Origin of the sequence: Saccharomonospora iraqiensis subsp. paurometabolica YIM 90007, from assembly GCF_000231035.2 — a bacterium.
In the GTDB taxonomy this organism is placed as follows: domain Bacteria; phylum Actinomycetota; class Actinomycetes; order Mycobacteriales; family Pseudonocardiaceae; genus Saccharomonospora; species Saccharomonospora paurometabolica.
The window spans coordinates 64601-89777 of sequence record NZ_KI912228.1; the positions used below are offsets into that span (position 1 = coordinate 64601).

Consider the following 25177-nt stretch of genomic DNA (forward strand, 5'->3'; position numbering starts at 1 on the left):
GTGGGAGACAGCCGTCATCCCCGGCCGGGGGTCGTGCTGCCTGCCGTGCCCGCCCGTCGGGGCGGTGTCCTCGACGAGCCCCCGCCGGAGAAGGTCGGCGAGCACCGCGTGCAGCCTGCCCGCGTGCGCGTCCGTCGCCTGGGCGAACAGGGTCGACAGGCCCCGCCGGCCGTCCAGCGTGCGCAGGATGTCGACGAGGACCGGTGCGAGGCCGGTCACCACGACGGCGCGTGCCGGATCGAGACCGATCTGGAGCTCGTCGGCACGGCGGTCCACCACCTCCAGCCCGGGCAGCAGCCGCGGGCGGCGCGGCAGCGGCAGGTTCGGTGGTGCGGGGTCGGGCACGGTTGCGCTGGTCGTCATGCGCACAGCGTGAAGCCGACGGTGCGTGGGCGCACGCGCGGTGACCGGAGTTGTCCACAGCAGGCTCGCCGGTGTGGACAACTCCCGGAGTGTGATGTTGTCAGCCTCGTCGTTGTCGGGGTCCGGCCTTACCGTGGGGGACGTGGCCGATGCACGGGTTCCCTCACTCGGAAGTTGGGACGAGTCCCCACGACAGTCGACCCGGCGCCGGTCGGGTCAGCCGGCCCGGCGGGACCGGCGTCCGGACGGCGGCTCCCGGGGGGCGCGGAAACGAGCCGACCTGGACAGAGCCGACCCCGGTGCCCACCCCGACAGCACCGACCAGGACAGCACCGACCAGGACGGTGCCGACCAGAAGGTGGAGGTGCGCCGCAGCCCCCGCCGCCGGAGGACGGTGACGGCCTACCGGGACGGCGACACGCTGGTGGTGCTCATCCCCGCCACCATGACCAAGTCGGAGGAACGGCACTGGATCGTCGAGATGCAGCGCAAGCTCCGGCGCACCGAGAACAGACGGGGTGCGCCGGCCCGCGCCTCGGACGAGGCGCTGCTCCTCCGGTGCACGGAGCTGTCCCGGCGGTACCTGGACGGCACCGCACAGCCGGCCAGCGTGCGATGGGTGCCCCCCATGCGGACGCGGTGGGCGTCGTGCACCCCGCGGGACCGCACGATCCGGGTCAGCGAGCGCCTGCGCACCGTGCCGTCCTGGGTACTGGACTACGTCCTCGTCCACGAGCTGGCCCATCTCCGGGTCGCCGAGCACAACGCGCGATTCTGGGCGTTGGTACGGCGTTATCCGAAAACCGAACGTGCCATCGGTTTCCTGGAGGGGCTGTCGTCGGCGGAGGGACCGCGCACACCGGCCCCGGACGACTGAGCGGACACTGCGCGGGCGCGGCCGACCGAGCGGGTACGGACGACCGAGCGGACACGGACGACCGTAGCGGCCCCGGCACACCTGGTCGCGCGGAGGTCTCAGCCGTCCGTGCCGGGGTCGTCCTCCCGCCGGTGGCGGTCCCGGTGGTCGTCGGGCGCGGTGTCGGCCGGACCGCCCTGGTCCGGCTCCGCCCGGTCCCGCTCGGCCTGTTCCTGTTCCGCGCGGCGGGTCCGTTCGAGCTCCGCGATCGGGTCGAGGTCGTCGCCGGTGGCGCCCCCGGTGCGGAGCCGTTCCGCGAACCCGGCCGGGTCGTCCAGGTCGTCGCCGGTCGGCATGAGGTCCGGGTGCGACCAGAGGTTGTCCCGGGCGTCGGCGCCCGCGCGGGAGCCGACCTCGCTCCACAGCTCCGAGGCGGCCCGCATCCGGCGCGGCCGCAGTTCCAGCCCGACCAGGGTGGCGAAGGTCTGTTCGGCGGGCCCGCCGGTCGCGCGCCTGCGCCGCAACGTCTCCCGCAGCGCGTCCGCACCGGGGAGGCGGTTACCGACCGCGTCCGCGACCACGACGTCGACCCAGCCCTCGACGAGAGCGAGCAGCGTCTCCAGCCGCGTGAGCGCGGCCTGCTGCTCGGGGGTCGTCCGGGGTTCCAGCAGGCCGGACGACATGAGCTCCTCGATCCCCGCGGGATTGCTCGGATCGATCTTCCCGGCGAGTTCCTCCAGGGCCGAGGTGTCCACCGAGATGCCCTGCGCGAACTCCTCCACCGTGGCGAGCAGGCGCTGACGCAGCCAGGGGACGTGCGCGAACAACCGCTGATGCGCGGCCTCCCGCGCGGCGAGGAACACCAGCACCTCGCTGTTGGGTCGTTCCAGGCCCTCGGTGAACTTCTCGATGTTCGCGGGCACCAGCGCCGTGGTGGCCTCCGGCCCGAGCGGCAGCCCGATGTCGGTCGAGGTCAGCACCTCGGAGGCGAGCCCACCCAGGGCGTTGCCGAGCTGCGAGCCGAACGCCATGCCCCCCATCTGTCCGACCATCGACAGCAGCGGCCCCGCCGCCTGCTTGGCCTCCTGCGGCAGCGCCTCGGTCCAGGCGTTCGACACCTGCCTGGCGACCGGATCGCACAGCCGTTGCCAGGTCGGCAGGGTCCGGTCGATCCAGTCCCGCGCCGACCACGCCACCGTGCTGGACGCACCCGCGGGCAGGATGGTCGCCTCGTCCAACCACAGTTCGGCGAGATGCGCCGCGTCCCGCACGGCCGCGTCCCCCGACTGGTCCTCGGTCGTGAACCCGATCCGGCTCCGGCTCTCGCCGCCGAGGCGCTGCACGGCGATCTGCTTGGCCAGGTCGTAGTTCACCGGACCCGACGAACTACCCGTCTGGCTCAGCATCTGCCCGAGTTGGCTGAGCATCTGCCCCAGTTGCTGGAAGGCGTCGGCGCCCGAACCGGACTGCCCACCCTGCCCGGACGGGTCGTTCTCGGGGCCTTTGTCGGGATCGGGGAGCCCGAAGCCGAACGGTGGATTGCTCATATCCCCCACCGTACGCTGGTCGGGGCGCCGCGTACCCACCCACGGCGTGGCCGCGGCGTTCGCCGACGGCGTGCGGTGACGCCCACGTCGGGCACGATGTCGGTCACCGTACGCTGGGTCGCGTGAGTGAGCCTTCGGACAGGGAGACACCGGCCCGTCACCCGCACGCCGACGGTCCTCCCCCCGCGGCGCCGGAGTCCGGGGACGGGGAGAGTCCCCGGGGCAACGCCCGGCGGTTGTCCCGCCGCGGGTGGACGTTGGTGCTCAGCGGTGTGCTGGTGCTGGTGTTCGCCCTGGTGGGGTCCTTCGTGCGGGTTCCCTACGTCGCCCTCGGACCGGGGCCGACCTACGACACGCTGGGCACGGTGGACGGACAGGAGATCGTCACCGTGGAGGGGGAGACCAGTTACTCCTCCGACGGTGAGCTCCGCATGACCACCGTCTCACTGAACGACGACGTGACCCTGTTCGGGGCGCTCGGGCTGTGGGTGAGCGGTCGGTTCGCGCTGGCCCCCCGGGAGAACTACTTCCGGCCCGGCCAGACCGACGAGGAGGTCCGGCAGCGCAACCTGCAGCAGTTCCAGCGCTCCCAGAGCAACGCGGAGGTCGCGGCGCTGCGGGAGCTCGGACACCCGGTCCACGTCCGGGTCGACCGGATCACCGACGGCAGTCCCGCGGACGGCGTGCTCGAACCCGGTGACCGGCTGCTGGCGGTCGACGGGCGGCAGGTCTCCGACACCGCCGACGTGTACGAGGCCCTGTCCGGCACCCGGCCCGGCCAGCGGGTCTCGCTGACCTTCTCCGGGGAAGGCGGCTCCGAACGGACCGAGTCCGTGACGCTGGCGAACCGGCCGGACGGACGCCCCCAGGGTTTCGTCGGCTTCGTGCCCACCGGACACGCCGAGGTCCCCTTCGAGATCGACATCGCCCTGGACAACGACGTCGGCGGGCCGTCGGCGGGCCTGATGTTCGCGCTGGCGATCGTGGAACGGTTGACCCGGGACGATCTCACCGGGGGCGCCCGGGTCGCGGGCACCGGGGAGATCGATGCGCAGGGCAACGTCTCGGAGATCGGCGGGATCTCGTTCAAACTGGTCGCGGCCCGCGAGGCCGGCGCGACCGCGTTCCTCGTGCCGAGTGGCAACTGCGACGAGGCGGTGGCCGCCGCACCGGACGACCTCCGCCTGATCGACGTGTCCACCCTCGATGACGCCATCCGCGCTCTCGAGGCACTGGAGAACGGTCAGCCCGTGGAGTCCTGCGCGGGCTGACCCGCGCCGCTCACGGCTGGAACGTCGCGCGCAGGGCCTGCACCAGGTTGGGGGCGAGGTCCGGGTGCTCGACGATCTCGTCGGTGCCCTCCACCGACGCACGGTCGGCCCCGTCGACCGGGCCGTCCGACGGGGCCTGCGCGGGCGGTTGGACGCCGCGCAGACGCATCACGCAGGACGCCTCGCCGTCCCGAAGCACGGCGGCGACCAGCCGGGCCTCGGTCCTGCTGGGGTGATCGGCCGCGGCGCGGCGGAGCCGTTCGAGGTCCTCCTCGTCCGGGTCCCGTCCGTCCGTGCCCGCCGCACCGGAACCGCCGACGTCGGGCAGTTCGGACTCCGCCTCCGGCGGCAGCACGACGATCTCCTGCGCCAGTGCGCAGCCCTGCACGAGGTCCGGCCAGGCGATCCGCCCGAGGGCCTCTGCGAGATCGCCTTCCGGCAGGTCCTCCTGGGCGACCGGGGTGAATTCGCTGTCCGGGTCGAGTTGCGCGGCGAGCTCGGGCTGTTGACGCAGGATCTCGGCGGTCGCCACCAGCGCGAACAACCGGGTCGGCTGATTCCAGCCTCCCGAGGCCACGAACTCCTCGACCTCGCGTGCCGAGGCGGCTACCCTGGCCGAACCCGCCCGCTCCTCGCTGTCGCTCATGGCACCATCCTCGCAGGCGGCCGCGCAGCCCGTGCGGACGCCCGATTTGGGGGGCTTCGGGAACCCGGGCGCCTCACCGTAGAGTTGAGTGAACAGGGACGTTGCCGTCAGCAGGGATGCTGCGAGCGTCGGCGTTCCGCCAGTATCCGTCCGATCACGGGGAGTGTGCGTAGTGGCCACCCGGCCTCCTGCCAGTCTGCCGAAACTGTCCCGGCGCGCCCGCGTGCTGCTCGCCGTCGCGGCCGCGGTCGTGCTGCTGCTTCTGCTCGGTGCCCGGCTGCTCGACACCTACGTCGACTGGCTGTGGTTCGGCGAGGTCGACGCGCGCGGGGTTTTCAGCACCATCCTGTTCACCCGCATCGCGCTGTTTGTCACCACCGGCGCGCTGGTCGGCGGGCTGCTCGGGCTGAACCTGTGGCTCGCCTACCGGTCCCGGCCGATCTTCGTGCCGGTGTCCGGCACCGAGGATCCGCTCGCGCGGTACCGGACCCTGGTCAGCGCCCGCGCGAAGCTGTTCGGCATCGGGATTCCCGTGCTCGTCGGTCTCATCGCCGGCGCGAGCGGCCAGGCCAACTGGCGGGTCGTGCAGTTGTTCCTGAACGGGTCCGAGTTCGGCTGGACCGACCCCGTCTTCAACATGGACGCGAGCTTCTACACCTTCAGCCTGCCGTTCTACGGGTGGTTGCTCGGGTGGCTGTTCGTCGCCCTGGTCGTGTCGTTCCTCGGTGCGGCGGCCACCCACTACCTCTTCGGCGGCATCCGGTTGGCCGGTCGCGGGGGGCAGATCTCCGGCCCGGCGAAGGTGCACCTGCTCGTGCTCGTCGGCGTGTTCGTGCTGTTCAAGGCGGCGGAGTACTTCCTCGCCCGCTACGAGCTGCTGTGGTCGAACCGTAACGACCTGTTCACCGGTGCCTCCTACACCGACCTCAACGCGGTGTTGCCGGCGCAGCTGATCCTGCTGATCATCTCGGTTCTGATCGCGATCACGTTCTTCGCGGGTGCGTTCCTGCGCAACATCCAGCTGCCCGCGATCGGGCTGGTGCTGTTGCTGCTGTCCGGCCTGGTGCTGGGCGTGGCCTGGCCCGCCGTGCTCGAGCAGTTCTCGGTGCGGCCGAACGCCAACGAGAAGGAGGCCGCCTCGATCGAGCACAACATGGCGGCCACGAAGCACGCGTTCAATCTCGGCGAAGAGACCATGAACGTGGAGAACGACTACACCGGCAACACGGACCCCACCTCCGAGGAGGTGCGCAACGACACGGGAACGGTCCCGAACATCCGGCTGCTCGACCCGAACGTGTTGAGCCCGACCTTCACCCAGCGGGTCGGTCGGGAGAACTTCTACGGGTTCCCGGAGAAGCTGGACATCGACCGTTACGAGGTGGACGGCGAGAAGCAGGCCTACGTCGTCGCCGCCAAGGAGATCAACACCGACGGGCTGGCCGAGAACCAGCGCACCTGGGTCAACCGCCACCTGGTGTACACGCACGGCAACGGCTTCGTCGCGGCGCCGGCGAACACCATCGACCGTGCGCTGGAGGACGGCAACAGCGACGGTGGGTATCCGCTGGCGCGGACCAGTGACACCCAGGACCCGGACGGCGCCGGCATCCAGGTGGATCAGCCCCGGATCTACTTCGGCGAACTGGCCACCGACTACGCGATCGTCGGCGGGACCCAGGGCGAGGCGCCGGGCGAGTACGACACGGCCAACGACCGCACCTACCTCTACGACGGTGCGGGCGGGGTGCCGATCGACAACATGGTCAACCGCGCGGTGTTCGCGGCCCAGTACGGGGAGCGCAACATTCTGTTCTCCGAACAGATCAGTGACGGCGCGAAGATCATGTACAACCGGGATCCCGCCGACCGGGTCGAGAAGGTGGCCCCGTGGCTGACCGTGGACGAGGACCCGTACCCGGCGGTGATCGACGGGAAGATCAAGTGGATCGTCGACGGCTACACCACGCTGAACAACTTCCCGTACGCCCAGCGGACCTCGCTCGGGGACGCGACGCAGGACTCGCTGACCGGCGTCCCCCGGCAGCAGGACAACCAGATCAACTACATCCGCAACTCGGTGAAGGCCACCGTCGACGCCTTCGACGGCACGGTCGAGCTCTACGAGATGGATCAGCAGGATCCGGTGCTCGACACGTGGATGGACATCTTCCCCGGGATGGTGCAACCGCACTCGGAGATCAGCGACGAGTTGCGGCAGCACTTCCGCTATCCGAACGACATCTTCAAGGTCCAGCGTGAGCTGCTGACGAAGTACCACGTCAGCAACGCGCAGGAGTTCTACTCCACGCAGACGTTCTGGAACGTGCCGCAGGACCCGACCGAGGAGGGCGGGACCGACCCCACCCGGAACGTGGCCAACCAGCCGCCGTACTACCTGTACGCCCAGGCGCCCGGGCAGAACCGGCCGCAGTTCCAGCTCACCAGCGCGTTGACACCGTTGGAGCGGCAGTACCTGGCGGCCTGGATGACGGTGTCGTCCCACCCGGACAACTACGGGGAGATGACCGTACTGAAGCTGCCGACCAGCGGTGGGCAGCAGCTCGAGGGGCCGATCCAGGTCCAGAACGCCTTCCAGAGCAACCCGAAGTTCACCCAGGACCGGACGCTGCTGGGCAACGAGAGCGTCAACATCATCTACGGCAACCTGTTGACGCTTCCGGTCGCGGGCGGCTTCCTCTACGTGGAGCCGGTCTACATCCAGCAGCGCCAGGATCAGAGCTATCCGCAGCTGGCGCGGGTGCTGGTGTCGTTCGACGGGCGCATCGGCGTCGCCTCGACGCTGAGCGAATCGCTGGACCAGGTCTTCGGCGAGGGCACCGGCGAGGCGGCCACCGGACCGGCGGAGGACACCGGGGACGGGTCGGAGGGTTCGCCGGACGAGCAGCAGCAGGCACCCCCGGAGGACGGTGAGCAGCCGCCCGAACAGGGGCAACAGCCGCCGCAGGACGGGCAGAGCCAGAGCCCGGAGTCGGACCAGGCGGTCGCCGACATCCAGGCGGCGCTGGAGAAGTTGCGGCAGGCGCAGCAGAACGGGGACTTCAACGCCCAGGGTGAGGCGCTGCAGGAGCTCGACGAGGCCGCGCGGCGGTACGAGCAGGCGCAGAACTCGGGCGGCTGAGTTCACCCCGGTACCCCCGGTGTCCCGGCGCCCCGGCGTCGGAACACCGGGGGTGACCTGGTGGTTCGTCTTCGAGGACCCCCGCTTTGCGCCGGTCGGAGGGCGTGGCGTAGAGTGGGTTTCACCGGCACGGAGGAGTGAACGCCTCCCGCCGGGGCCCACCGGAAAGGGACCCCCCCTGCGAAGGTCGCCCGGACGGTGAGGTACAGTGGAAAACACACCGACGCGGGGTGGAGCAGTTCGGTAGCTCGCTGGGCTCATAACCCAGAGGTCGCAGGTTCGAATCCTGTCCCCGCTACCAGATGGAGTAGGGCCCGAGCTGAGTGCTCGGGCCCTACTTGTGTGTCCGGTACGGGACGTGGCGGACCGGGTGCGCCAGGTGAACCACCTGTTCCATTGTGGACCCCTTTGCCGGGCCACAGTGGACAGAACATCGGATCCGTGGCACGGTGAGGAGCGTGTCCGATCTGAACGCGACTGCCGCAGCACTGCTTGGTCTGCTCCACGACGGTCCCGCCACCGGCGGGGAACTCGTCGCGGCGGCTGAGGAACGGTTCGGCACGTTCTTCAGGGTCACGCGGAGTCAGGTGTACCGGGAGCTCCCCGCCCTGCACAAGGAGGGTTACCTCCGGCTGGGCAAGCAGGGGCCGCGCTCCAGCCAGCAGTACATCCTCACCGCCGCGGGCAAGCGGGCCTTCAAGGCGTGGGTCACCGCCGACTCCGGTGCCGATCATCTCCGCAGCCCGCTCATCCTGCGGGTGGTCAACGCGGGCGTCCTGACGCCGAAGCAGCGTGCGAACCTCTTCGAGGCGGCCCGCGAGACCTACAAGATCGAGTTGGACGAGGCCAAGGCCGCGGTCAGGGCCGCCGGCGACCCGGTCGAGAAGGCCGTCGCGGAGTTCGGCCAGGCCTACGCCCGTGCCGCGCTCAAGCTCGTCGATTCGATCTCGTCGAGCTGACCCCGCACCCGGGTCCGGCCACCCCGGCGGAGGGGCCCACCCGCTCCCCGGCGCGGCCGCCGACGAGTGGTCGCGTGTTTTGCCGTAACCTTGTCAGTTGTGAGTGTCGACTTCGAAACTGCGATCAAGGACCTGGGCGGCAAGCTCTCCCAGGTCGAGGCCGTCATGGATCTGGACGCGCTGCGCAAGGAGGTCGCCGAGCTCGAGCAGGAGGCCGCGCGCCCGGACCTCTGGAACGATCCCGACGCCGCGCAGAAGGTCACCAGCAGGCTGTCGCACCAGCAGGGCGCGCTCCGGAAGGTCACCGACCTGCGCCAGCGGGTGAACGACCTGAGTGTGCTCCACGAGCTCGCGGTGGCCGAGGGCGACGCCGCGAGCCGCGCGGAGGCCGACACCGAACTGGCGGAGCTGACCAGGGAGATCGACGCACTCGAGGTCCGCACGCTGTTGTCCGGTGAGTACGACGAGCGCAATGCCGTGGTGACCATCCGTTCGGAGGCCGGGGGCGTGGACGCCGCGGACTGGGCCGAGATGCTGTTGCGGATGTACCTGCGCTGGGCGGAGCGGCACAACTACCCGACCCGGATCTACGACATCTCCTACGCCGAGGAGGCCGGCATCCGGTCGGCGACCTTCAAGGTCGAGGCGTCCTACGCCTACGGCACGCTCTCGGTGGAGCAGGGCACCCACCGGCTGGTGCGGATCTCGCCGTTCGACAACCAGAACCGGCGGCAGACGTCGTTCGCGCACGTCGAGGTGCTTCCCGAGGTCGCCGAGGTGGACCACGTCGAGATTCCGGAGAAGGACATCCGGGTCGACGTCTACCGCTCCTCGGGCCCCGGTGGGCAGAGCGTCAACACCACGGACTCGGCCGTGCGCATCACCCACCTGCCGACCGGCGTCGTGGTGTCCTGCCAGAACGAGAAGTCCCAGCTGCAGAACAAGGCCGTGGCGATGTCCGTGCTGCAGGCCAAGCTGCTCCAGCGCAAGAAGGAGGAGGAGCGCGCCGAGCTGGACGCCCTGCGCGACAGCGGGTCGAGCTGGGGCAACCAGATGCGTTCCTACGTGCTGCACCCGTACCAGCTGGTGAAGGACCTGCGCACGGAGCACGAGACGGGCAACCCGACGGCGGTGCTGGAGGGCGAGATCGACCGTTTCCTCGACGCGGGCATCCGGTGGCGCAAGCAGCAGGCGGAGGCGAGCTGAGCCGCTCGGCGGCGGTGGGCTGAGCCGCTCGGCGGCTGTCGGCTGAGCCGCTCGGCGGACGCTGTCCCGGGCCCGCCGGACGTCGTGGCCCGGGGCGGGAGGCCGGCCGCCCCCGGTGTGCGGAGCCGGGTGCGGAGGCAACCGAGGTTTCACGTCGGCCGACTGTAGGATGGCCGACCGTGATCCGGCTCGAGAACGTCTCCAAGGTCTACAAGACCTCGACGCGTCCCGCTCTGGAGGACATCACCGTCGACGTGGACAAGGGCGAGTTCGTCTTCGTCATCGGCCCCTCCGGCTCGGGCAAGTCCACATTCCTGCGGTTGTTGCTGCGGGAGGACGTGCCCAGCAAGGGTCGGGTGTCGGTGTCGAACTTCGACGTCGCCAAGATGCCCCGGCGCAAGATCCCCCGGCTGCGCCAGACGATCGGTTGTGTCTTCCAGGACTTCCGGCTGCTCACGAACAAGACGGTCGCCGAGAACGTCGCGTTCGCGCTCGAGGTCATCGGCAAGCCCAAGCGCACGATCGACAAGGTCGTGCCCGAGGTGCTGGAGCTGGTCGGTCTGGACGGCAAGTCCGACCGGATGCCCCACGAGCTCTCCGGCGGGGAACAGCAGCGGGTGGCGATCGCCCGGGCGTTCGTCAACCGGCCCCTGGTGCTGCTCGCCGACGAGCCCACCGGGAACCTGGATCCGGAGACCAGTCAGGACATCATGCTCCTGTTGGAACGCATCAACCGCACCGGAACCACCGTGCTGATGGCGACCCACGACCACTCGATCGTGGACTCAATGCGGCGTAGGGTCGTCGAGCTGGACGACGGCCGCGTGATCCGCGACGACAAGAGAGGCGTCTACGGCGTCGGACGCTGATCCCGTCGACGTCCGCGAACCCCGCCCTCCGCCCCGTCCCCGACAGCACCGCCCGCCCCGGCCACCCGAACCCAAGGAAACGTCCCTGAGATGCGCGCCAGCTTCGTCTTCAGCGAGGTCGTGACCGGTCTCCGCCGCAACGTCACGATGACCGTCGCGATGATCCTCACCACCGCCATTTCGCTCGGGATGTTCGGTGGTGGCCTCCTGTTCGTCCGCACCATCGACAAGATGCAGGCGAACTACCTCGACGACGTCGAGGTCACCGTCTACCTCAACGACGACATCAGCGCGAACGACAAGGACTGCACGACGTCGGCGTGCTCGTCGCTGCGGCAGTCGTTGGAGACCGACCCGGCGGTCGAGTCGGTCTCCTACGAGAACCGCTCCGAGGCCTACGCGCGCTTCCAGGAGATCTTCAAGAGCGAGCCGGACATGATGGAGCTGGCCCGGCCGGACTCGTTGCCCGCGTCGTTGCACGTCAAACTGTTCGATCCGCAGCGCAGCGACGTGATCGTGCAGGAGTACAGCGGTGACGAGGCCATCTCCAAGATCAACGATCAGAACAAGTTCCTCGAACGGTTCCTCGGCCTGCTCAACGAGGGCCGCAACGGCACCTTCCTCGTCGCCCTGATCGCCGCGACGGCCGCCGTGCTGCTGATCGCCAACACCATCCAGGTCTCGGCGTTCACCCGGCGCACCGAGGTGGGCATCATGCGCCTGGTGGGCGCGACCCGCTGGTACACGCAGTTACCGTTCCTGCTGGAAGCGGTGGTCGCCGGGGTGTTGGGTGCGTTCCTGGCGATCGGTGGCCTGGTCGGGCTGAAGTACGCGGTGCTCGACCGGCTGGTGGAGCAGGTGGGCGCGATCCCGGCGATCGGACTGTTCGACATCGGCATCCACGTCGCCCCGGTGCTGTTGGCCACCTCGGTCGTCATCTCCGCGGTGACCGGGTACATCACCCTGCGGCTCTACGTGCGCCACTGACACGTCGCGCCCGGGGCGGGTGTCGGGTGGCGGAGGCTGTCGGCGGGACCGTCCGCGAACAGCGTCCCGCGTCACTCCCGCCGCCCCGGGTTCCCGCCCGCGCTCGCCCGTGCGGCCCGCTGGAGCCGTGCGGTCAGGGTGCCCATGTGCTCCACCAGTTCGGGCGGCTCGACGATCTCGAACTCGAATCCGAACGCGGCGACCCAGACCGCGAGCTGGTCGAGACTGTCGGAGCCGATCCGCACCAGGCACGAGGTCTCGTCGATCGGTTCGACGAGCCCGAGGGTGGGCGGGACCTCGTCGGCCACCTCCTCCGCGGACGCCCGCATCACCAGCACGGCGCGGTGGTGGAACCGGTCGACGGTCATGCTGTGGACGAAGTACCGCCCCACGTCGTCGTCGGGCAGTGGGCGGGGGACGAACCGCGGTCCTGTGGGGGTGCGGGGGGAGAGCCGGTCCACCCGGAACGTGCGCCAGTCCTGACGGCCGGTGTCCCAGCCGACCAGGTACCACCGCCGTCCGCTGTGCACCAGCCGGTACGGCTCGACATCGCGGCGGGAGGTCGTCCCGTCCCGGGCGGCGTGGTCGAAGCGCAGGCGGTGGTGCTCCCGGACCGCGGTGGCGATCACGGTGAGGGTGGCGGCGTCCACGGTCGCACCCGGTAACGGCGTGGTCACCAGTGCCGAGCTCAGCGTGGTGACGCGGTGCCGGAGGGCCGGGGGGAGCACGTGGTCGAGCTTGGCGAGGGCGCGGACGGAGGTCTCCGCGATCCCGGTGACGGTGCCCGCCGCGGCGGTGCGCAATCCGACGGCCACCGCGACGGCCTCCTCGTCGTCGAGCAGCAGCGGTGGCAGGGAGGCACCGGCTCCGAGCCGGTAGCCGCCGCCGCCCCCGCCGACCGCGTTGATCGGGTACCCGAGTGCACGGAGCCGGTCCACGTCCCGGCGGACGGTCCTGGGGCTCACGCCGAGTTCTCCGGCCAGTTCGGGCCCGGACCAGTCGCGACGTGAGTGCAACAGCGTCAACACGCGGAGCAACCGCGCGGAGGTCTCCAACACACGCGGAGTCTCGCACGGTTCGCGGTCAGTGATCGGCCGCGAAGGTGGCTAGCGTCCGCCCCGTGCATCGTCCGCAGACGACAGGAGGAGTCATGACCGTTCTGGTGACCGGTGCGACGGGGAACGTCGGTCGGCCGCTCGTCGAGCAGCTGGTGTCCGAGGGGTACCGGGTCCGCGCCCTGTCCCGTCGACCGGCGCACGCGGATCTCCCGGAGGAGGTCGAGGTCGTACCGGGGAGTCTCGGTGACACCGCGAGCCTCACCGGGCTGTTCACCGGGGTCACCGCCGCACACCTGATCGGATTCGGGGACGATTACGCGCCGCTGACCAACGGCACCGAGATCATGGCGATGGCCCGGGACGCGGGGGTACGGGCGGTCACCGTGCTCAAGGGCGAACCGGGCAGGACTCCGCTGGACGAGGCCGTCGAGGCCTCGGGGCTGGCCCACACCTACCTCGCTCCGGTCGAGTTCATGTCGAACACGCTGGAGTGGGCGGACTCCGTCCGCGAGGAGGGGGTGGTCCGGGACGGCTTCCCGGAGATGAGGAGCGCGATGGTGCACGACGCGGACGTCGCCGCGGTGGCCGCCACCGTACTGACCGGTGCGGGACATTCCGGTCGGGAGTACTGGATCACCGGTCCGGAGACACTCACCGCGCCGGAAAAGGTCCGGGTGATCGGTTCGGTGCTCAGGCGCGAGATCGGGTTCGTCGAACTCGGCCGGGAGGACATGATCGCCCGCTGGCGTGGGGAGGGGTTCTCCGACGAGGACATCGACTTCTTCCTGTGGATGCGCACCGATCCGCCCGAGGCGGGGTACACGGTGCTGCCCACCGTGGAGGAGGTCACGGGTAAGCCCGCGCGCACCTTCGCCGGATGGGTACGCGATAACGCGGCCGCCTTCGGTGGGTGAGCCGGCGTGTCGCGCCCGGTGCGGGTGGCGTCGTGGGGGACCGGACGGGATAGAGTCGAAGGATGGCCAAGGAAGTCGGTCACAAGGTGATCGTGTCGAACCGTCGTGCGCGGCACGACTACTCGATCATCGACACCTACGAGGCCGGTCTCGTGCTCGCCGGGACCGAGGTCAAGAGCCTGCGCGCGGGCAAAGCGTCGCTGGCCGACTCGTTCGCCACCGTCAGCGGTGGGGAGATCTACCTGCACAACGTGCACATCCCGGAGTACAGCCACGGGACGTGGACCAATCACGAACCCCGGCGCAAGCGCAAGCTGCTGCTGCACCGGCAAGAGATCGAGAAGCTGATCGGCAAGACGAAGGAGTCCGGCTACAGCCTGGTGCCGTTGTCGCTGTACTTCCGGGACGGCAAGGCGAAGGTCGAGCTGGCGCTGGCGAAGGGGCGCAAGGTGCACGACAAGCGCCAGGCGCTGGCCAAGCGGGACGCGCAGCGCGAGATCGAGCGGGCCATGGGCCGCGCCGCGAAGGGGAAGAACCGGCGGTGACCGACGGTGTCCCGGCCGAGGACCCGTCCCGTGCCGGCGCGCCGGGCCCGGCCCACGACGACGAGGTGGCCGCCTGGGTGCGTGGTCTCGGCCTGGAAGGCCTCGTCGACATCCACGTGCACTTCCTGCCCGAGCGGGTGTTGCGGAAGGTGTGGGAGTACTTCGACCACGCGGAGAGCCACTACGGCATCCGGTGGCCGGTGTACTACCGGTGGCCCGAGCCCGACCGGATCGCGCGGCTGCGCTCGCTGGGCGTGCACACGTTCGCGCCGCTGGTGTATCCGCACAGACCCGGCATGGCGCGGTGGCTGAACGGCTGGGCCCGTGACTTCGCCGACCGCGTTCCCGGGGCGGTGCCCACCGCGACGCTGTACCCGGAACCGTCGGCGGCCTCGGACGTGGCCGAGGCACTGGAGGGCGGTGCCCGGTGCTTCAAGGCACACGTCCAGGTCGGTGCCTACGACCCCCGCGCGCCGGAGCTCGACCCGGCGTGGGGGCTGATCGCCGAGGCCGGGGTCCCGGTGGTGGTGCACTGCGGGCACGGGCCGTTGCGCGGCGAGTACACCGGCCTCGACGTCTTCGAGCGCGTCCTCGAACGGCATCCCGGGCTGGTGACGGTGCTCGCGCACGCGGGAATGCCCGAGTACGACGAGGCGTTCGCGCTGGTGGAGCGGTATCCCGGGGTGTATCTCGACACGACGATGGTGGGGGTGCCGTTCACCGAGGAGCTCATGCCCGCCCCGCGGGACTGGCCCGCCCGGCTCGCGGGGATCGCCGACCGGGTGGTGCTGGGCACCGACTTCCCGAACATCCCGTACCCGTACGCGACCCAGCTCCGGGCGATCGCGGGTTGGGCCGCTGCCGACGACCGCCTCGGCGAACCGTTTCTGCGTGCGGTGCTGCACGACACACCCGCGAAGCTGTTGGACCTGTAGCCGCACGGGTATGCGCCGACGACGGTGATACCGGACCCGGCAGGCGATATCGGACCAGGCAGGCGCTGCCGGACCAGGGGCGCGGGACCGGTGGAATTATCCGGTTGCGCGGGGCGTTATCCTGGGTGCAGGCGATCGCGGTGATAACGCGGGAGCCACGTGGGGCGACAACCCCACAAACAGCAGATCCAACGAGACAGCAGACCCAACGAGGGGGTGAACGGTTTCGACTCTGGACGTTGATTCAGGGGAAGCGTGTCGGTGCAGGCAACGACCACCGCAAGCGTCGTCGCACTAAATATAAGCGCCAAGACTAACAGTCAGCGCGACTTCGCCCTCGCCGCCTGAGCGAGCGCGGAGTCTGTCGGCCCGGGTAAGCCTCCGACCCGGTTGCCGGCATCAGCCAGGAGGCTCACCGCCGGTTCCGGCCACGGGAACCGGTAGGGACATCGACAGTGGCTGGGCCCGTCACACCGGCTTGTTCGCGTGACCGGTGGGGCCGAGTAGAGACACAGCGAACTGCGCACGGAGAAGCCCTGGAAAGGCGCCAGAGGACCCGGGTTCGATTCCCGGCACCTCCACCGAGACCCCCGGTCGGCCCCGCCGGCCGGGGGTCTTCTGTGCCGGTGGCCGTCCTGATGAAGCGGTCGGTGGCTGTCCTGAGGCGTCGACTCACCGACCTGAGGCGTCGACTCACCGTCTTGGGGTGGCAACTCGCGGACGTGGAGTGGCGACTCGCGGGCACTTAATCTGGACAAGCTGCATCCTGGATCGCTAGGATTGCCGCCATGCGGATGGGTCAGGGCGTGGAGTGGGCACTGCACTCGTGTCTGAATCTGGCCTGGGCGGGGGAGGCCGTTCCCGCGACGCGTCTCGCCGGGATCTACGAGCTGCCGTCCGCGTATCTCAACAAGCAGCTGCAGGCGCTGGTGCGCGCCGGGATCCTGAGTTCGGTTCCCGGGCCGCGGGGAGGGTTCCGGCTGGACCGGGCGCCGGAGGAGGTCTCCCTGCTCGACGTCGTCGTCGCCCTGGAGGGTTCCGAGGACGCCTTCCGCTGTACCCGGATCCTGCGGCACGGCCCGGGCGGCGACCCGGACGTCGACTACCGGGACCACTGCGCGATCTCGCTGAGCATGCGCCGGGCGGAGCTGGCGTGGCGGCGGGAACTGGCGGCCCGCACGGTCGCCGACGTCGCCCGGGACGTCGAGCGCACCAACCCGGACGCGCCGCAGCGGGTCCGTGCCGCGCTGCTCGGCGGGGTGTCATGACCGAGAGAAGTACCGAACGAGGAGGAGCTCTGCCATGGAACCGCGGCTGAAGAACCCCTACGAGCACGTGCCCGCCGCGTACCGCGCGCTCTCGGCGCTCGAACGGTCCACCCGGGACGACGACGTGCTCCCGCGCACGATCCAGGAACTGGTGCGGGTGCGGGCCAGCCAGATCAACGGCTGTGGCTTCTGCCTGGACATGCACACCGAGGACGCCCGGACGGCGGGAGAGAGTGAACAGCGGTTGTCGGCGGTCGCCGCCTGGCGGGAGGCGCCCTGGTTCACCGGGGAGGAACGGGCCGCGCTCGCCCTCACGGAGGCGGCCACCCGACTGGCCGACCGGGGCGAGGCGGTGCCCGACCCGGTGTGGGACGAGGCCGCGGCGTGGTTCGACGAGCACCAGCTCGCGCTGCTGGTCACCACGATCGCCACGATCAACGCCTGGAACCGGATCAACGTGGCCACCCGCCAGCTCGCCGGCAGCCACCGCGCCGCCGCGGCGTCCTGAGACCGCGGCGGCCGGCCTGCGTCGCTCCCCGGGCCGCTCCGGGGCGGCGTTTTCGACGGTGCGGTGGCGGTTTCGGCCGCGTCGAGATCGGCAAATCCCGGAACGGTCGCGAACGAAGGGAGAGACCGATGACAGCCGCACCGCCGAGTCCGGTGAAGGACGACTACTACGACCTCGTCAGTGTCGTGCAGGCGTCCCTGCACTACGCCTGGCAGATGAAGCAGTACATCTCCGACGCCGAACGCGACGGCGACACGGAACTCGCCGAGTGGTTCCGCAAGATCCAGCACAACAACGAGAAGGCGGGCGAGCAGGGTAAGCAGATGTTGGTCGCCCGGTTGTCGAGGGGCTGAGGGACATGGACCACGACCACTTCATCGGCCAGGTCCAGGCCCGGGCACAGCTCTCCGGACGCGGTGAGGCCGAGGGGCTGACCCGGGCGACGTTGGAGACGCTGGGCGAGCGGATCCCCGAGCAGTTGACGACCAACCTCGCCGACCAGCTCCCGATGGAGATCGGCGAGAGCCTGCGCCGGACGGTGACGATGGGTGGCGCGGGGTCGGGCGAGCGGTTCGACCGGGACGAGTTCACCCGCCGGGTGGCCGATCGCGGACATCTCGGCGAGTCGAACGCCGTCTACGGCGCCCGGGTCGTGCTCGAGGTGACGGGCGAGGCCACCGAGGGAGTGATGGACAAGGTCCGGGAGGCCCTGCCCGACGACCTCCGCGAGCTGGTCGACACCGGCAGCACCGGCGAACTCCGCGCGTAGTCCGCCTCCCGCGGCGGCCGGGCCGACACGGACCGGCGCGGAGCCGACGTGGTGGGGCGTGGTCCACCCCCGGGCGGACACATCCCACCGCGTTCGGCGGACGACAGTGACCCTCGCTACCGTGCCGGTATGGCACACGAGATCGAGGGCGGCATGGTCGAGGTCGACGACCTCCGCGCGTACCTGTCCCGCCCCACCGACCCGAGCACGGCCGGGATGCTGCTGCTGCCGATGGTCACCGGCATCGGCGCGCAGGTGCGGGAGTTCGCCGACGACATCGCGCGGACCGGGGTCACCGCGTTGAGCTGGGACCCGTGGCACGGACCGAGCACCGACGACACCTCCCGGGAGCGGCTGTTCGAGCTGATGGGCCGGCTCGACGACGAACAGTCCCTGACGGAGATGCGTCGCCTGCTCGATCACATGCACTCCGAGCTGGGGCTGAGCCGGGTCGGGGTGATCGGCTTCTGCATGGGCGGCCGGTTCGCGCTCCTGCTCGGCGCGCGGGACGAGCGGCTCGCGAACGTCGTCGCCTACCACCCGACCGTGCCTGCGACCCCGGCACCGAACCACACGGTGGACGCGGTCGAGGCCACCGCCCGGATCACCGCGCCGGTGCTCATGCTCTACCCGGGCGCCGACTCATTGGTGCCGTGGGAGAGCTTCAGCCGGTTGCAGTCCGCCCTGCACTCGCGGGAGACGGGGGAGAGCCTCGTGCACGTCTATCCCCGGGCCGAGCACGGCTTCACCGACCGCGCCCGCCGGGAGAGCTCCGAGGTCAACGCCGCCGCCCACGACCTCTCCTGGCCGCAGGCGATGCGGTTCATCGCCACGACCACGGGCTGACCGCGCCCGCCCCGCCCGCTCCGGTCGGGGCGGCACCAGCGGTCGCGGATGCGGGGCCCGGGGGTGGTGTGCTGCGCCCGCCGGAGCCTCGGGAACAATCCCGGCGATGACCAGCGGCGGTATTTCGCGCGGCCGGATGGCCGTGGATGTGGTGATGCTCCTTCTGGCCGTGGGCTCGGTCGCGTTGCTGACCTGGACCATGGTCGCCGACGTCTCCGCGGCGACGGCCCGTCTGGTGTTCGTGGTGGACACCGCGATCTGCGGCGTGTTCGCGATCGAGTTCCTGTGGCGCTGGCGCGCGGCCCGGTGGGACCGGCGGTTCCCGCTGCGCGGGTGGTACGAGGTGCTCGGGATGATCCCCGTGGCACACCCGGCGCTGCGCGGGCTGCGCCTGCTGCGGGTGGTCGTGCTGGTGGTGCGGCTGGCCCGGACGGCGGACCGGGTGTTCGGGGAGCGGTTCACCCAACGGCTCGTGGAACGGTTCTCGCGGCCGATCGTGTCGGCGATCAAGAAGCCGGTCACGGTCGCGGTGCTCGACGAGGTCGCCAAGGTGCTCGAGACCGGGCGTTACCCGCGCAACGTGGCGCGCTCGCTGGACGAGCACAAGGAGTCGTTGCGGGAGATCGTCACCGAGAAGGTCCGGCAGGACCCGCACGCGGGCGCGCTCTCCCGGCTCCCCTTCCACGACGAGGTGGTGCGCACCGTCGTGGACACCACGATGCGGGTCACGCTCGAGGTGCTCACCGATCCCCGGGTGGACGAGTTCTTCGCCCACGCCGTCCGGGAGAACCAGACCCAGATCCGTGCCGCGGTGGCGGAGGGGCTGCACGAGTGGGACACCGAAGCGGCAGCTGCGCAGGCCGCCCGGGCCGCCTGACGGGTCCGGCGGACCGGTCACCGGCCGCCGACCGTCGGGGGATCGGGGATCTCGATGCCGGACGGCCCGAGGTTGCGTTCCACCGAGACACGCCACGACCCGGAGTCGATCATCCGGCGCAGGGCGGCGGTGACCGCCGCACGGGCGTCGGTGTCCCCCCGGGGCAGGCCCACGCCGTAGCGCTCGGTGGACAGGCGCATCCCGGACACCCGGAGCAGTTCGGGGTGTTGGGCGGCATGGCCCGCGAGGATGGCGGCGTCGGTGGTGACCGCGTCCACCCGCCCCGCGAGCAGGGCCGTCACGCACTCGGAGACCCGCGTGTACTCGACCAGCGTCACGGCGTCGCCGAACCGCTCCCGGACGGTGTCGGACGAGGTCGACCCGCTCGGCGAGCACAACGTCCGGCCGCGCAGCTCCGCGGTCCCGGAGATCGTCTCGGTCGCCGAGTGCACCAGCACGTCCTGGCCGGTCTCGTAGTACGGCCCGGCGAAGGAGACCTCCTGCCGTCGCGAGTCGGTGATGGAGTAGGCCGCCACCACCATGTCGACCGAACCGGAGCTGAGTGCGCTCTCCCGCTCGGCGGCCACCGTCTCCCGCCAGACGATGTCCTCGGCCGCCACCCCCAGTTCCTCCGCGACGAACCGGGCCACGTCCGCGTCGAATCCGACGATGCGGCCGTCGACCGTCCGCTCCGACAACCCCGGCTGGTCGATGCGGATGCCGATCGTCACCGACCCGGTGTCGCTCGCGCGGGTGACGATCGAGTCCTCAGCAGCGTCCGGGGCCGTACACGCGACCAGCGTCGAAGCCAGCATCAGGGCGCTGACCAGGAACGTCGGTCGTCGCATCCGATTCCGCCTCTCATTGGCTTCTCAGGTTCGCCGGTTAGCCTAGAGGGCGTGCGGGGCTCACCGGGACGGACACTCGACGGCGTCGGCACCCTCGTGCGGCTGGGGCTGGCCGCCGTCTGGCTCGTCTCCGGGGGGCTGAAGCTCGCGGACCCGGGGCAGGCGTACCTCGCCGTGCAGGCCTACGAGGTGCTGCCCGACGAGCTCATCGGGGTGGTCGCCACCGCGCTGCCGCTGGTGGAGGTGGTGCTCGGGCTGCTGCTCGCGCTGGGCGTGCTGACCCGCGCCTCGGCCGCGGTGTCGGTGGTGGTGCTCGTGCTCTTCGTCGCGGGGGTCGCCCAGGCGTGGGCACGCGGCCTGACGATCGACTGCGGGTGTTTCGGCGGGGGCGGCCGGGTCGCCGAGGGGGAGACCGAGTATCCGCAGGACATCCTGCGGGACCTCGGGTTCCTGGCACTGGCCGGGTGGTTGCTGGTGCGGCCCGGGACACGGCTGTCGCTGGACGGCTGGCTGCGGCGGCCCCGCCCGGACGCGTCCGGGGACGGGACACACGGCGCACCCGGGGGAACCGGAGCTTCCGGGGACGACGGCGAGACGAGGAAGGACACCGAGCCCAGTGGGCGGAGCGGAACGAGCCGAGCGCAGGCGGCGGCAACAACAGCGGACGACCGGGAGTGACGGGCCGACCGCGAACCGCGGGAAGAGCGGCGGGAAGAACGCGGGTGCGAAGGCGGTCGCCGCCGCGCGGGGCGGTACCGACACGCGGCGTGTCCCGGCGATCGTCGGCGTGGTTGTGCTGGTCGTCGCGGTGGTCGTCGGCGGCCTGATCTGGACCAACTCCGCGAAGAACGCGACGGAGGGGGAGAACATCCCCACCGCCACCGCGACGGCGGACCTGCCGGAACGCCGGGACGGGTCCGTGGTCGTCGTCGGTGAACAGGACGCCCCCGCCACGATCGACGTCTACGCCGATTTCCTGTGCCCGGCGTGCGGGCAGTTCGAGCAGCAGTACGGCGAGCAGATCCGCGACCGGGTCGCGCAGGGGCAGCTCGCGGTGCGTAACCACATGGTGCCGATGCTGACCGAGCGCTCCGACCCGGCGGGCTACTCGCTGCACGCGGCGAACGCGGCGCTGTTGGCCGCCGACGCCGGGACGTTCACCGAGTACCACGACAGTCTGTTCGCCGCGCAGCCCGGCGAGGGTGCCCGCGCCTACGACAAGGACCAGCTGATCCAGCTGGGCCGCGACCTGGGCATCACCGACCCGGCTTTCGCCGAGGGCGTGCGCAACGGGAAGTACGAGGATCTGCTGAACCGCAAGATGGAGCAGGTGGAGAGCGACAGCAGCCTGCACCGGGATCTCGGTCGTGGGCCCGCCTTCGCCACCCCGCTGGTGGTCGCGGACGGGGAGGTCGTCGACGCCTTCAACAACCCGAACTGGCTGGACGACGTGGTCGCCGACGCGCGCGCGGGCTGACCGCGGCGGGGTCCGTCACCGCCCTCGGCGCGGTGACGGACCCCCCTGTTCGAGGCCGCGGGGCGATCGGATACAGTGGTTCCCACACAACACAAGGGGCTATGGCGCAGCTGGTAGCGCGCCTCACTGGCAGTGAGGAGGTCAGGGGTTCGAGTCCCCTTAGCTCCACCGCAGAGGTGTTAGCAGATAAGGGTCACCCGCTCCGCGGGTGACCCTTTCGCTGTTTCGGTCCCGAGTTCGGATCCCCCGTCGGTTGAGGACCCCCGTCGGGCGTGGACCCCCGTCGGGCGTGGGGCTCAGTCGGTCGTGGGACGGTGGGCGTCGAGGGCGGCCGCCTCCTCCGGGGTGGGGGCGGTGCCGCCGAGGTGGGCGGGCAGCCACCAGCGGTCGTCGTCGCGGGTGGGCTGCTCGGGATAGCCGGCCTGCAGCTCGTCGAGGATCGCCGACATGCGGGCGCGCAGATCGCGGCTGACCACATCGGGGTCGTCGTCCGGACCGGGTCGCAACGGCCTGCCCGCGTGGATGTGGATCGGCACGTGCCGTGTGGTGAGCGTGCGCGGCCTGCCTTTCGTCCACAGCCGCTGCGTGCCCCACAACGCCATCGGCACGACCGGCACGCCCGCCTCGGCGGCCATCCGGACCGCACCGGACTTGACCGGTTTGACGGTGAAGGACCGGCTGATGGTCGCCTCCGGGAACACTCCGACGACCTCGCCCGCGCGCAGCCGCCGGACCGCCTCGCCGTAGGAGTCCTTGCCTGCCGCCCGGTCCACCGGGATGTGATGCATGCCGCGCATGAGCGGCCCGGCGATCCGGTTGTCGAAGATCTCCTTCTTGGCCATGAACCGCACCAACCGTTTCGCCGGCTGTGCGCCCAGGCCGCAGAAGAGGAAGTCCAGATAGCTGACGTGGTTGCAGGCGATCACCGCACCACCGGTGCGCGGGACGTGCTCGGTGCCCGTCACCCGCAGCCGAAGGTCCAGCACCCGGAACATGGTCTTGGCCGCCAGCACGACAGGGGGGTACACGACGTCAGCCACGCCCTCAGGCTACGCAACCGTAGGTTCCGGTGCGTCGGGCAGGGGCCACGGTCACCCACCGACCGGCTCCGGGACCCGGCCACCGGACCCATCCGGTGGCCGGGTCCCGGTGTGGTGTGGGTGCCTCACCCGCTGCCGTGCCGGGCGGGCTCCGTGTCGGAGCGGCGTCGCCGGAGAGCGAGTGTCGTACCGACCGCCCCGGCGACCACGACCGCGCCGAGCACCGAGAACAGGACGGCGTTGTCCGCGATGAATCCGGTGACCGCGGCGGGTGCCTCCTGCACGAAGATCACGACGGACATCGCGAGCACGAACCAGGCGAAGCCCTTGCGCAGCTGCTCGGGCCGCACCACGCTGACCAGCCGGCCACCGACGAGGCTGCCGACGACGGCCGCCGCGGTCACTCCCGCGGCCACCGCCCAGTCGATCTCGACGGTGCTGAGGTAGCCGCCGAGGCCGGCCAGCGACTTCACCGCGATGACGACCAGCGACGTCCCCACCGCCGTGGGCATGGACAGACCGCCGAGCAGCACCAGCGCCGGGACGACGAGGAAGCCCCCGCCCGCGCCGACGAGTCCGGTGACGAATCCGACGACGAGGCCTTCCAGCACGACCGGGATGACGGGCAGGTGATCGTGGGTCTTCGCGGTGTCCGCACCCTTGCGCCCACGCAGCATGGCGATCGCGGTCGCGACCATCATGACGGCGAAGGCGAGCAGCAGCACCGTTCCGGGGATGAACTCGGCCACACGGCCGCCGCCGTAGGCGCCCGCCATGGCGACGCCACCGAAGATCAGTGCCGTCCGCCACTGCACCCGGCCCGCACGGGCGTGCGAGACGGCGGCCACGGCACTGGTCACCCCCACCACGAGTAGCGAGACGGCGATGGCGGACTTGGCGTCCATCCCCGCCACGTAGGTGAGCAGCGGGACGGTCAGGATCGAGCCCCCGCCTCCGAGCAGGCCGAGGGACACCCCGACGAGCACGGCGAGGGCGATCGTCAACGCGAGCACGGGCCACACCTCCCGGACGTGCCCGGCACCGGTTTCCGCGTGGTCGTGATACCCGGTCGTGCCTTCTCGGTACCGTTCACACCCTCGTCCGGAGTCCGCGACATAACAAGCTCCTTAATACCCCAGGGGGTATATATCGGTCACAGGTGTCCGTCGGTGGTGTTCCCGCTCCCTCCCCCGTCAGCGGCCCGGCGCGGGCCGACGGCGGAGGGAGAAGGCGGCGGGATCGGGCCGGGTGGGGCCCGGGAACGGGCGTCCGGACCCCGGTCCGGTCATCGGTGGCTCGTCGCCGAGGACGCGAGCCTGTCCGCGGTGCCGCGTGGCGCCGGCGGTCCGGGATTTCACCGGCGGGTGCGGGCGCGCCCTCCCGGCACCCCCGGGTCCGGATCGCCCGTTCACGAACACCACCTCCAACGCTCGCCACAACGTAGCAAACCCCGGGGGGTATTCCGCGTCGGGATCGGTGTCGGGTCGGTGACGGACGGGGGCGGCCCGGGTGTCAGGCCGTCCGTGCCGCGCGGCGGGTCGTCACCGTGAGGTCGAGCCGGATCTCCAGATCCGGCCGGTCGAGCGCGTCGCGGGCGCGGGTGAGCGCCTCCGTCTCGATGCGGCGGCGCAGTGCCGCCACGTCGGCACGCTCCTCGACCGTGGCGGCCACGACGAGCGTGGGCCGTGCGGAGTTCCCGACGAACCGGGCGCGGGCCGAGTCGACGCCGCTGTAGCTCTCGATCTCCCCGCTTACGGCGTCCGGCACCGCGTCCGCACGCAGCGTCGTACGCCCCGGGCCACCCTCGGCGGGGAGGTCGAGGTCCCCCGTGCGGTCGGTGGAGAACAGGATCGCCAGCAGCCACCGCACGCTCAGGGCGACCACGATCGCGGCGGCGGCCGCGATGACCGGCCAGAGCCAGGTGCTGTTGCGGTCGACGAAGTCGGCGACCACGTTGTCGAGCAGTGGCTCCTGCCGGATCGTGTCGCCGAACAGCCCGAGCGAGGCGGCGCCCGCGAGCACCCCGACGGCGAGCAGGAGCACCGCGAGGACGAGCAGGGCGGTCCGGTTGGTGCGGTCTGCGTGCATCATGCGCTCCGGGTGCGGATCGTGACCGACGGGGAGGACCGCAGTTCGAGCTGCTCGATCCGGCTCCGCGCCGCCTGCTGCGCGGACCGGCGGAGCTCCGCCACGGCGGCGCGGTCCTCGCTCGCCGTGGCGGCCTGCACCCGGACCCGCCGGCGTTT

General features: G+C 70.9%; 25 protein-coding genes, 2 tRNA genes, 1 other RNA gene and 1 pseudogene. 21 read left to right on the forward strand and 8 right to left on the reverse strand.

Translation table 11 applies throughout. The features are described 5' to 3' along the window. A pseudogene (locus tag SACPADRAFT_RS32615) lies at window positions 1-363 on the reverse strand (hypothetical protein); the annotation flags it as partial. Between the two features lie 358 nt (window positions 364-721). On the opposite strand from SACPADRAFT_RS32615, the gene SACPADRAFT_RS0209975 reads away from it, so the two are divergent. After that, the gene (locus SACPADRAFT_RS0209975; protein ID WP_028662367.1) at window positions 722-1240 is read left to right on the forward strand and encodes a M48 metallopeptidase family protein; all 519 of its coding nucleotides are present in this window, start codon (window positions 722-724) and stop codon (window positions 1238-1240) included. A 98-nt stretch (window positions 1241-1338) separates the two neighbouring features. Here SACPADRAFT_RS0209975 and SACPADRAFT_RS0209980 read toward each other — a convergent pair whose 3' ends face one another. Next, window positions 1339-2766: a zinc-dependent metalloprotease gene (locus SACPADRAFT_RS0209980; protein ID WP_007023805.1), complete on the reverse strand. Its 1428-nt coding sequence runs from the start codon at window positions 2764-2766 to the stop codon at window positions 1339-1341. Between the two features lie 122 nt (window positions 2767-2888). Between SACPADRAFT_RS0209980 and SACPADRAFT_RS0209985 the strand changes: the two genes are divergently transcribed. Further along, on the forward strand, window positions 2889-4037 hold the full coding sequence (locus SACPADRAFT_RS0209985) for a YlbL family protein (RefSeq protein ID WP_324604528.1): 1149 nt from the start codon (window positions 2889-2891) through the stop codon (window positions 4035-4037). A gap of 10 nt (window positions 4038-4047) precedes the next feature. Here SACPADRAFT_RS0209985 and SACPADRAFT_RS0209990 read toward each other — a convergent pair whose 3' ends face one another. Further along, complete coding sequence (locus SACPADRAFT_RS0209990) at window positions 4048-4683, reverse strand: PPA1309 family protein (RefSeq protein WP_007023807.1); 636 nt, start codon at window positions 4681-4683, stop codon at window positions 4048-4050. Between the two features lie 172 nt (window positions 4684-4855). Here SACPADRAFT_RS0209990 and SACPADRAFT_RS0209995 point away from each other — a divergent pair, with 172 nt between their 5' ends. The 6 genes from SACPADRAFT_RS0209995 to ftsX all read left to right on the forward strand — a co-directional run bounded on the left by SACPADRAFT_RS0209995 (window position 4856) and on the right by ftsX (window position 11846). Beyond that, window positions 4856-7825 carry a UPF0182 family protein gene (locus SACPADRAFT_RS0209995; protein WP_007023808.1) on the forward strand — a complete coding sequence of 990 codons (2970 nt, stop codon included), beginning with the start codon at window positions 4856-4858 and terminating at the stop codon, window positions 7823-7825. 224 nt (window positions 7826-8049) lie between these two features. After that, window positions 8050-8126 (forward strand) — tRNA-Met (locus SACPADRAFT_RS0210000). A gap of 157 nt (window positions 8127-8283) precedes the next feature. Then, entirely contained in the window at window positions 8284-8784 is a 501-nt protein-coding gene (locus tag SACPADRAFT_RS0210005; RefSeq protein ID WP_028662369.1) for a PadR family transcriptional regulator, read from the forward strand. Window positions 8785-8883: 99 nt separating this feature from the next. After that, window positions 8884-9990: a peptide chain release factor 2 gene (gene prfB / locus SACPADRAFT_RS0210010; protein ID WP_007023810.1), complete on the forward strand. Its 1107-nt coding sequence runs from the start codon at window positions 8884-8886 to the stop codon at window positions 9988-9990. Between the two features lie 179 nt (window positions 9991-10169). Continuing rightward, window positions 10170-10859: a cell division ATP-binding protein FtsE gene (gene ftsE / locus SACPADRAFT_RS0210015; RefSeq protein WP_007023811.1), complete on the forward strand. Its 690-nt coding sequence runs from the start codon at window positions 10170-10172 to the stop codon at window positions 10857-10859. A gap of 90 nt (window positions 10860-10949) precedes the next feature. Next, window positions 10950-11846 carry a permease-like cell division protein FtsX gene (gene ftsX / locus SACPADRAFT_RS0210020; RefSeq protein ID WP_007023812.1) on the forward strand — a complete coding sequence of 299 codons (897 nt, stop codon included), beginning with the start codon at window positions 10950-10952 and terminating at the stop codon, window positions 11844-11846. A gap of 71 nt (window positions 11847-11917) precedes the next feature. Here the strand turns inward: ftsX and SACPADRAFT_RS0210025 are convergent, their stop codons facing one another. Further along, complete coding sequence (locus SACPADRAFT_RS0210025) at window positions 11918-12904, reverse strand: helix-turn-helix transcriptional regulator (RefSeq protein WP_007023813.1); 987 nt, start codon at window positions 12902-12904, stop codon at window positions 11918-11920. Between the two features lie 92 nt (window positions 12905-12996). On the opposite strand from SACPADRAFT_RS0210025, the gene SACPADRAFT_RS0210030 reads away from it, so the two are divergent. The 10 genes from SACPADRAFT_RS0210030 (at window position 12997) to SACPADRAFT_RS0210070 (ending at window position 19566) form a co-directional block, all read left to right on the forward strand. After that, window positions 12997-13818, forward strand: a complete 822-nt coding sequence (locus SACPADRAFT_RS0210030) for an SDR family oxidoreductase (RefSeq protein WP_007023814.1) — start codon at window positions 12997-12999, stop codon at window positions 13816-13818. A gap of 62 nt (window positions 13819-13880) precedes the next feature. After that, entirely contained in the window at window positions 13881-14363 is a 483-nt protein-coding gene (gene smpB, locus SACPADRAFT_RS0210035; protein ID WP_007023815.1) for an SsrA-binding protein SmpB, read from the forward strand. Next, window positions 14360-15298, forward strand: a complete 939-nt coding sequence (locus tag SACPADRAFT_RS0210040) for an amidohydrolase family protein (protein ID WP_007023816.1) — start codon at window positions 14360-14362, stop codon at window positions 15296-15298. The genes smpB and SACPADRAFT_RS0210040 overlap by 4 nt, the downstream gene beginning before the upstream one ends. 212 nt (window positions 15299-15510) lie before the next feature. Beyond that, window positions 15511-15882: a transfer-messenger RNA gene (gene ssrA, locus SACPADRAFT_RS30465) on the forward strand. 204 nt (window positions 15883-16086) lie between these two features. Beyond that, the gene (locus SACPADRAFT_RS0210045; RefSeq protein ID WP_007023817.1) at window positions 16087-16566 is read left to right on the forward strand and encodes an RrF2 family transcriptional regulator; all 480 of its coding nucleotides are present in this window, start codon (window positions 16087-16089) and stop codon (window positions 16564-16566) included. Between the two features lie 34 nt (window positions 16567-16600). Further along, window positions 16601-17074 carry a carboxymuconolactone decarboxylase family protein gene (locus SACPADRAFT_RS0210050; RefSeq protein WP_007023818.1) on the forward strand — a complete coding sequence of 158 codons (474 nt, stop codon included), beginning with the start codon at window positions 16601-16603 and terminating at the stop codon, window positions 17072-17074. A gap of 128 nt (window positions 17075-17202) precedes the next feature. Further along, a complete protein-coding gene (locus SACPADRAFT_RS0210055) occupies window positions 17203-17427 on the forward strand; it encodes a hypothetical protein (RefSeq protein ID WP_007023819.1) in 225 nt (74 codons plus the stop codon). A 5-nt stretch (window positions 17428-17432) separates the two neighbouring features. Continuing rightward, a complete protein-coding gene (locus tag SACPADRAFT_RS0210060; RefSeq protein ID WP_007023820.1) occupies window positions 17433-17843 on the forward strand; it encodes a DUF2267 domain-containing protein in 411 nt (136 codons plus the stop codon). A 129-nt stretch (window positions 17844-17972) separates the two neighbouring features. After that, a complete protein-coding gene (locus SACPADRAFT_RS0210065) occupies window positions 17973-18689 on the forward strand; it encodes a dienelactone hydrolase family protein (protein ID WP_007023821.1) in 717 nt (238 codons plus the stop codon). Window positions 18690-18795: 106 nt separating this feature from the next. Next, complete coding sequence (locus SACPADRAFT_RS0210070) at window positions 18796-19566, forward strand: hypothetical protein (RefSeq protein WP_007023822.1); 771 nt, start codon at window positions 18796-18798, stop codon at window positions 19564-19566. A gap of 17 nt (window positions 19567-19583) precedes the next feature. On the opposite strand, the gene SACPADRAFT_RS0210075 is transcribed toward SACPADRAFT_RS0210070, so the two are convergent. Then, on the reverse strand, window positions 19584-20414 hold the full coding sequence (locus SACPADRAFT_RS0210075) for a glutamate ABC transporter substrate-binding protein (protein ID WP_007023823.1): 831 nt from the start codon (window positions 20412-20414) through the stop codon (window positions 19584-19586). A 51-nt stretch (window positions 20415-20465) separates the two neighbouring features. Between SACPADRAFT_RS0210075 and SACPADRAFT_RS0210080 the strand changes: the two genes are divergently transcribed. The 3 genes from SACPADRAFT_RS0210080 (at window position 20466) to SACPADRAFT_RS0210090 (ending at window position 22059) form a co-directional block, all read left to right on the forward strand. After that, on the forward strand, window positions 20466-21092 hold the full coding sequence (locus tag SACPADRAFT_RS0210080; protein ID WP_028662371.1) for a MauE/DoxX family redox-associated membrane protein: 627 nt from the start codon (window positions 20466-20468) through the stop codon (window positions 21090-21092). After that, a complete protein-coding gene (locus SACPADRAFT_RS0210085; protein ID WP_007023825.1) occupies window positions 21031-21891 on the forward strand; it encodes a DsbA family protein in 861 nt (286 codons plus the stop codon). The genes SACPADRAFT_RS0210080 and SACPADRAFT_RS0210085 overlap by 62 nt, the downstream gene beginning before the upstream one ends. Window positions 21892-21986: 95 nt before the next feature. Next, window positions 21987-22059 (forward strand) — tRNA-Ala (locus SACPADRAFT_RS0210090). A gap of 128 nt (window positions 22060-22187) precedes the next feature. Here SACPADRAFT_RS0210090 and SACPADRAFT_RS0210095 read toward each other — a convergent pair. The 3 genes from SACPADRAFT_RS0210095 to amaP form a co-directional block, all read right to left on the reverse strand. Continuing rightward, window positions 22188-22931 (reverse strand): lysophospholipid acyltransferase family protein, encoded by a 744-nt coding sequence (locus tag SACPADRAFT_RS0210095; RefSeq protein WP_028662372.1) that lies wholly within the window; start codon window positions 22929-22931, stop codon window positions 22188-22190. A gap of 125 nt (window positions 22932-23056) precedes the next feature. Then, complete coding sequence (locus SACPADRAFT_RS0210100) at window positions 23057-23944, reverse strand: sulfite exporter TauE/SafE family protein (protein ID WP_007023827.1); 888 nt, start codon at window positions 23942-23944, stop codon at window positions 23057-23059. Window positions 23945-24443: 499 nt separating this feature from the next. Next, window positions 24444-25019 carry an alkaline shock response membrane anchor protein AmaP gene (amaP, locus tag SACPADRAFT_RS0210105; RefSeq protein WP_007023828.1) on the reverse strand — a complete coding sequence of 192 codons (576 nt, stop codon included), beginning with the start codon at window positions 25017-25019 and terminating at the stop codon, window positions 24444-24446. Window positions 25020-25177 lie beyond the last annotated feature (158 nt).

Coding starts and splice junctions, on each gene's coding strand:
- SACPADRAFT_RS0209980 (WP_007023805.1), bottom strand. CDS start 2,766: ATGAGCAATCCACCGTTCGGCTTCGGGCTCCCCGATCCCGACAAAGGC.
- SACPADRAFT_RS0209990 (WP_007023807.1), bottom strand. CDS start 4,683: ATGAGCGACAGCGAGGAGCGGGCGGGTTCGGCCAGGGTAGCCGCCTCG.
- ftsX (WP_007023812.1), top strand. CDS start 10,950: ATGCGCGCCAGCTTCGTCTTCAGCGAGGTCGTGACCGGTCTCCGCCGC.
- SACPADRAFT_RS0210030 (WP_007023814.1), top strand. CDS start 12,997: ATGACCGTTCTGGTGACCGGTGCGACGGGGAACGTCGGTCGGCCGCTC.
- smpB (WP_007023815.1), top strand. CDS start 13,881: ATGGCCAAGGAAGTCGGTCACAAGGTGATCGTGTCGAACCGTCGTGCG.
- SACPADRAFT_RS0210045 (WP_007023817.1), top strand. CDS start 16,087: ATGCGGATGGGTCAGGGCGTGGAGTGGGCACTGCACTCGTGTCTGAAT.
- SACPADRAFT_RS0210050 (WP_007023818.1), top strand. CDS start 16,601: ATGGAACCGCGGCTGAAGAACCCCTACGAGCACGTGCCCGCCGCGTAC.
- SACPADRAFT_RS0210055 (WP_007023819.1), top strand. CDS start 17,203: ATGACAGCCGCACCGCCGAGTCCGGTGAAGGACGACTACTACGACCTC.
- SACPADRAFT_RS0210060 (WP_007023820.1), top strand. CDS start 17,433: ATGGACCACGACCACTTCATCGGCCAGGTCCAGGCCCGGGCACAGCTC.
- SACPADRAFT_RS0210065 (WP_007023821.1), top strand. CDS start 17,973: ATGGCACACGAGATCGAGGGCGGCATGGTCGAGGTCGACGACCTCCGC.
- SACPADRAFT_RS0210070 (WP_007023822.1), top strand. CDS start 18,796: ATGACCAGCGGCGGTATTTCGCGCGGCCGGATGGCCGTGGATGTGGTG.
- SACPADRAFT_RS0210075 (WP_007023823.1), bottom strand. CDS start 20,414: ATGCGACGACCGACGTTCCTGGTCAGCGCCCTGATGCTGGCTTCGACG.
- amaP (WP_007023828.1), bottom strand. CDS start 25,019: ATGCACGCAGACCGCACCAACCGGACCGCCCTGCTCGTCCTCGCGGTG.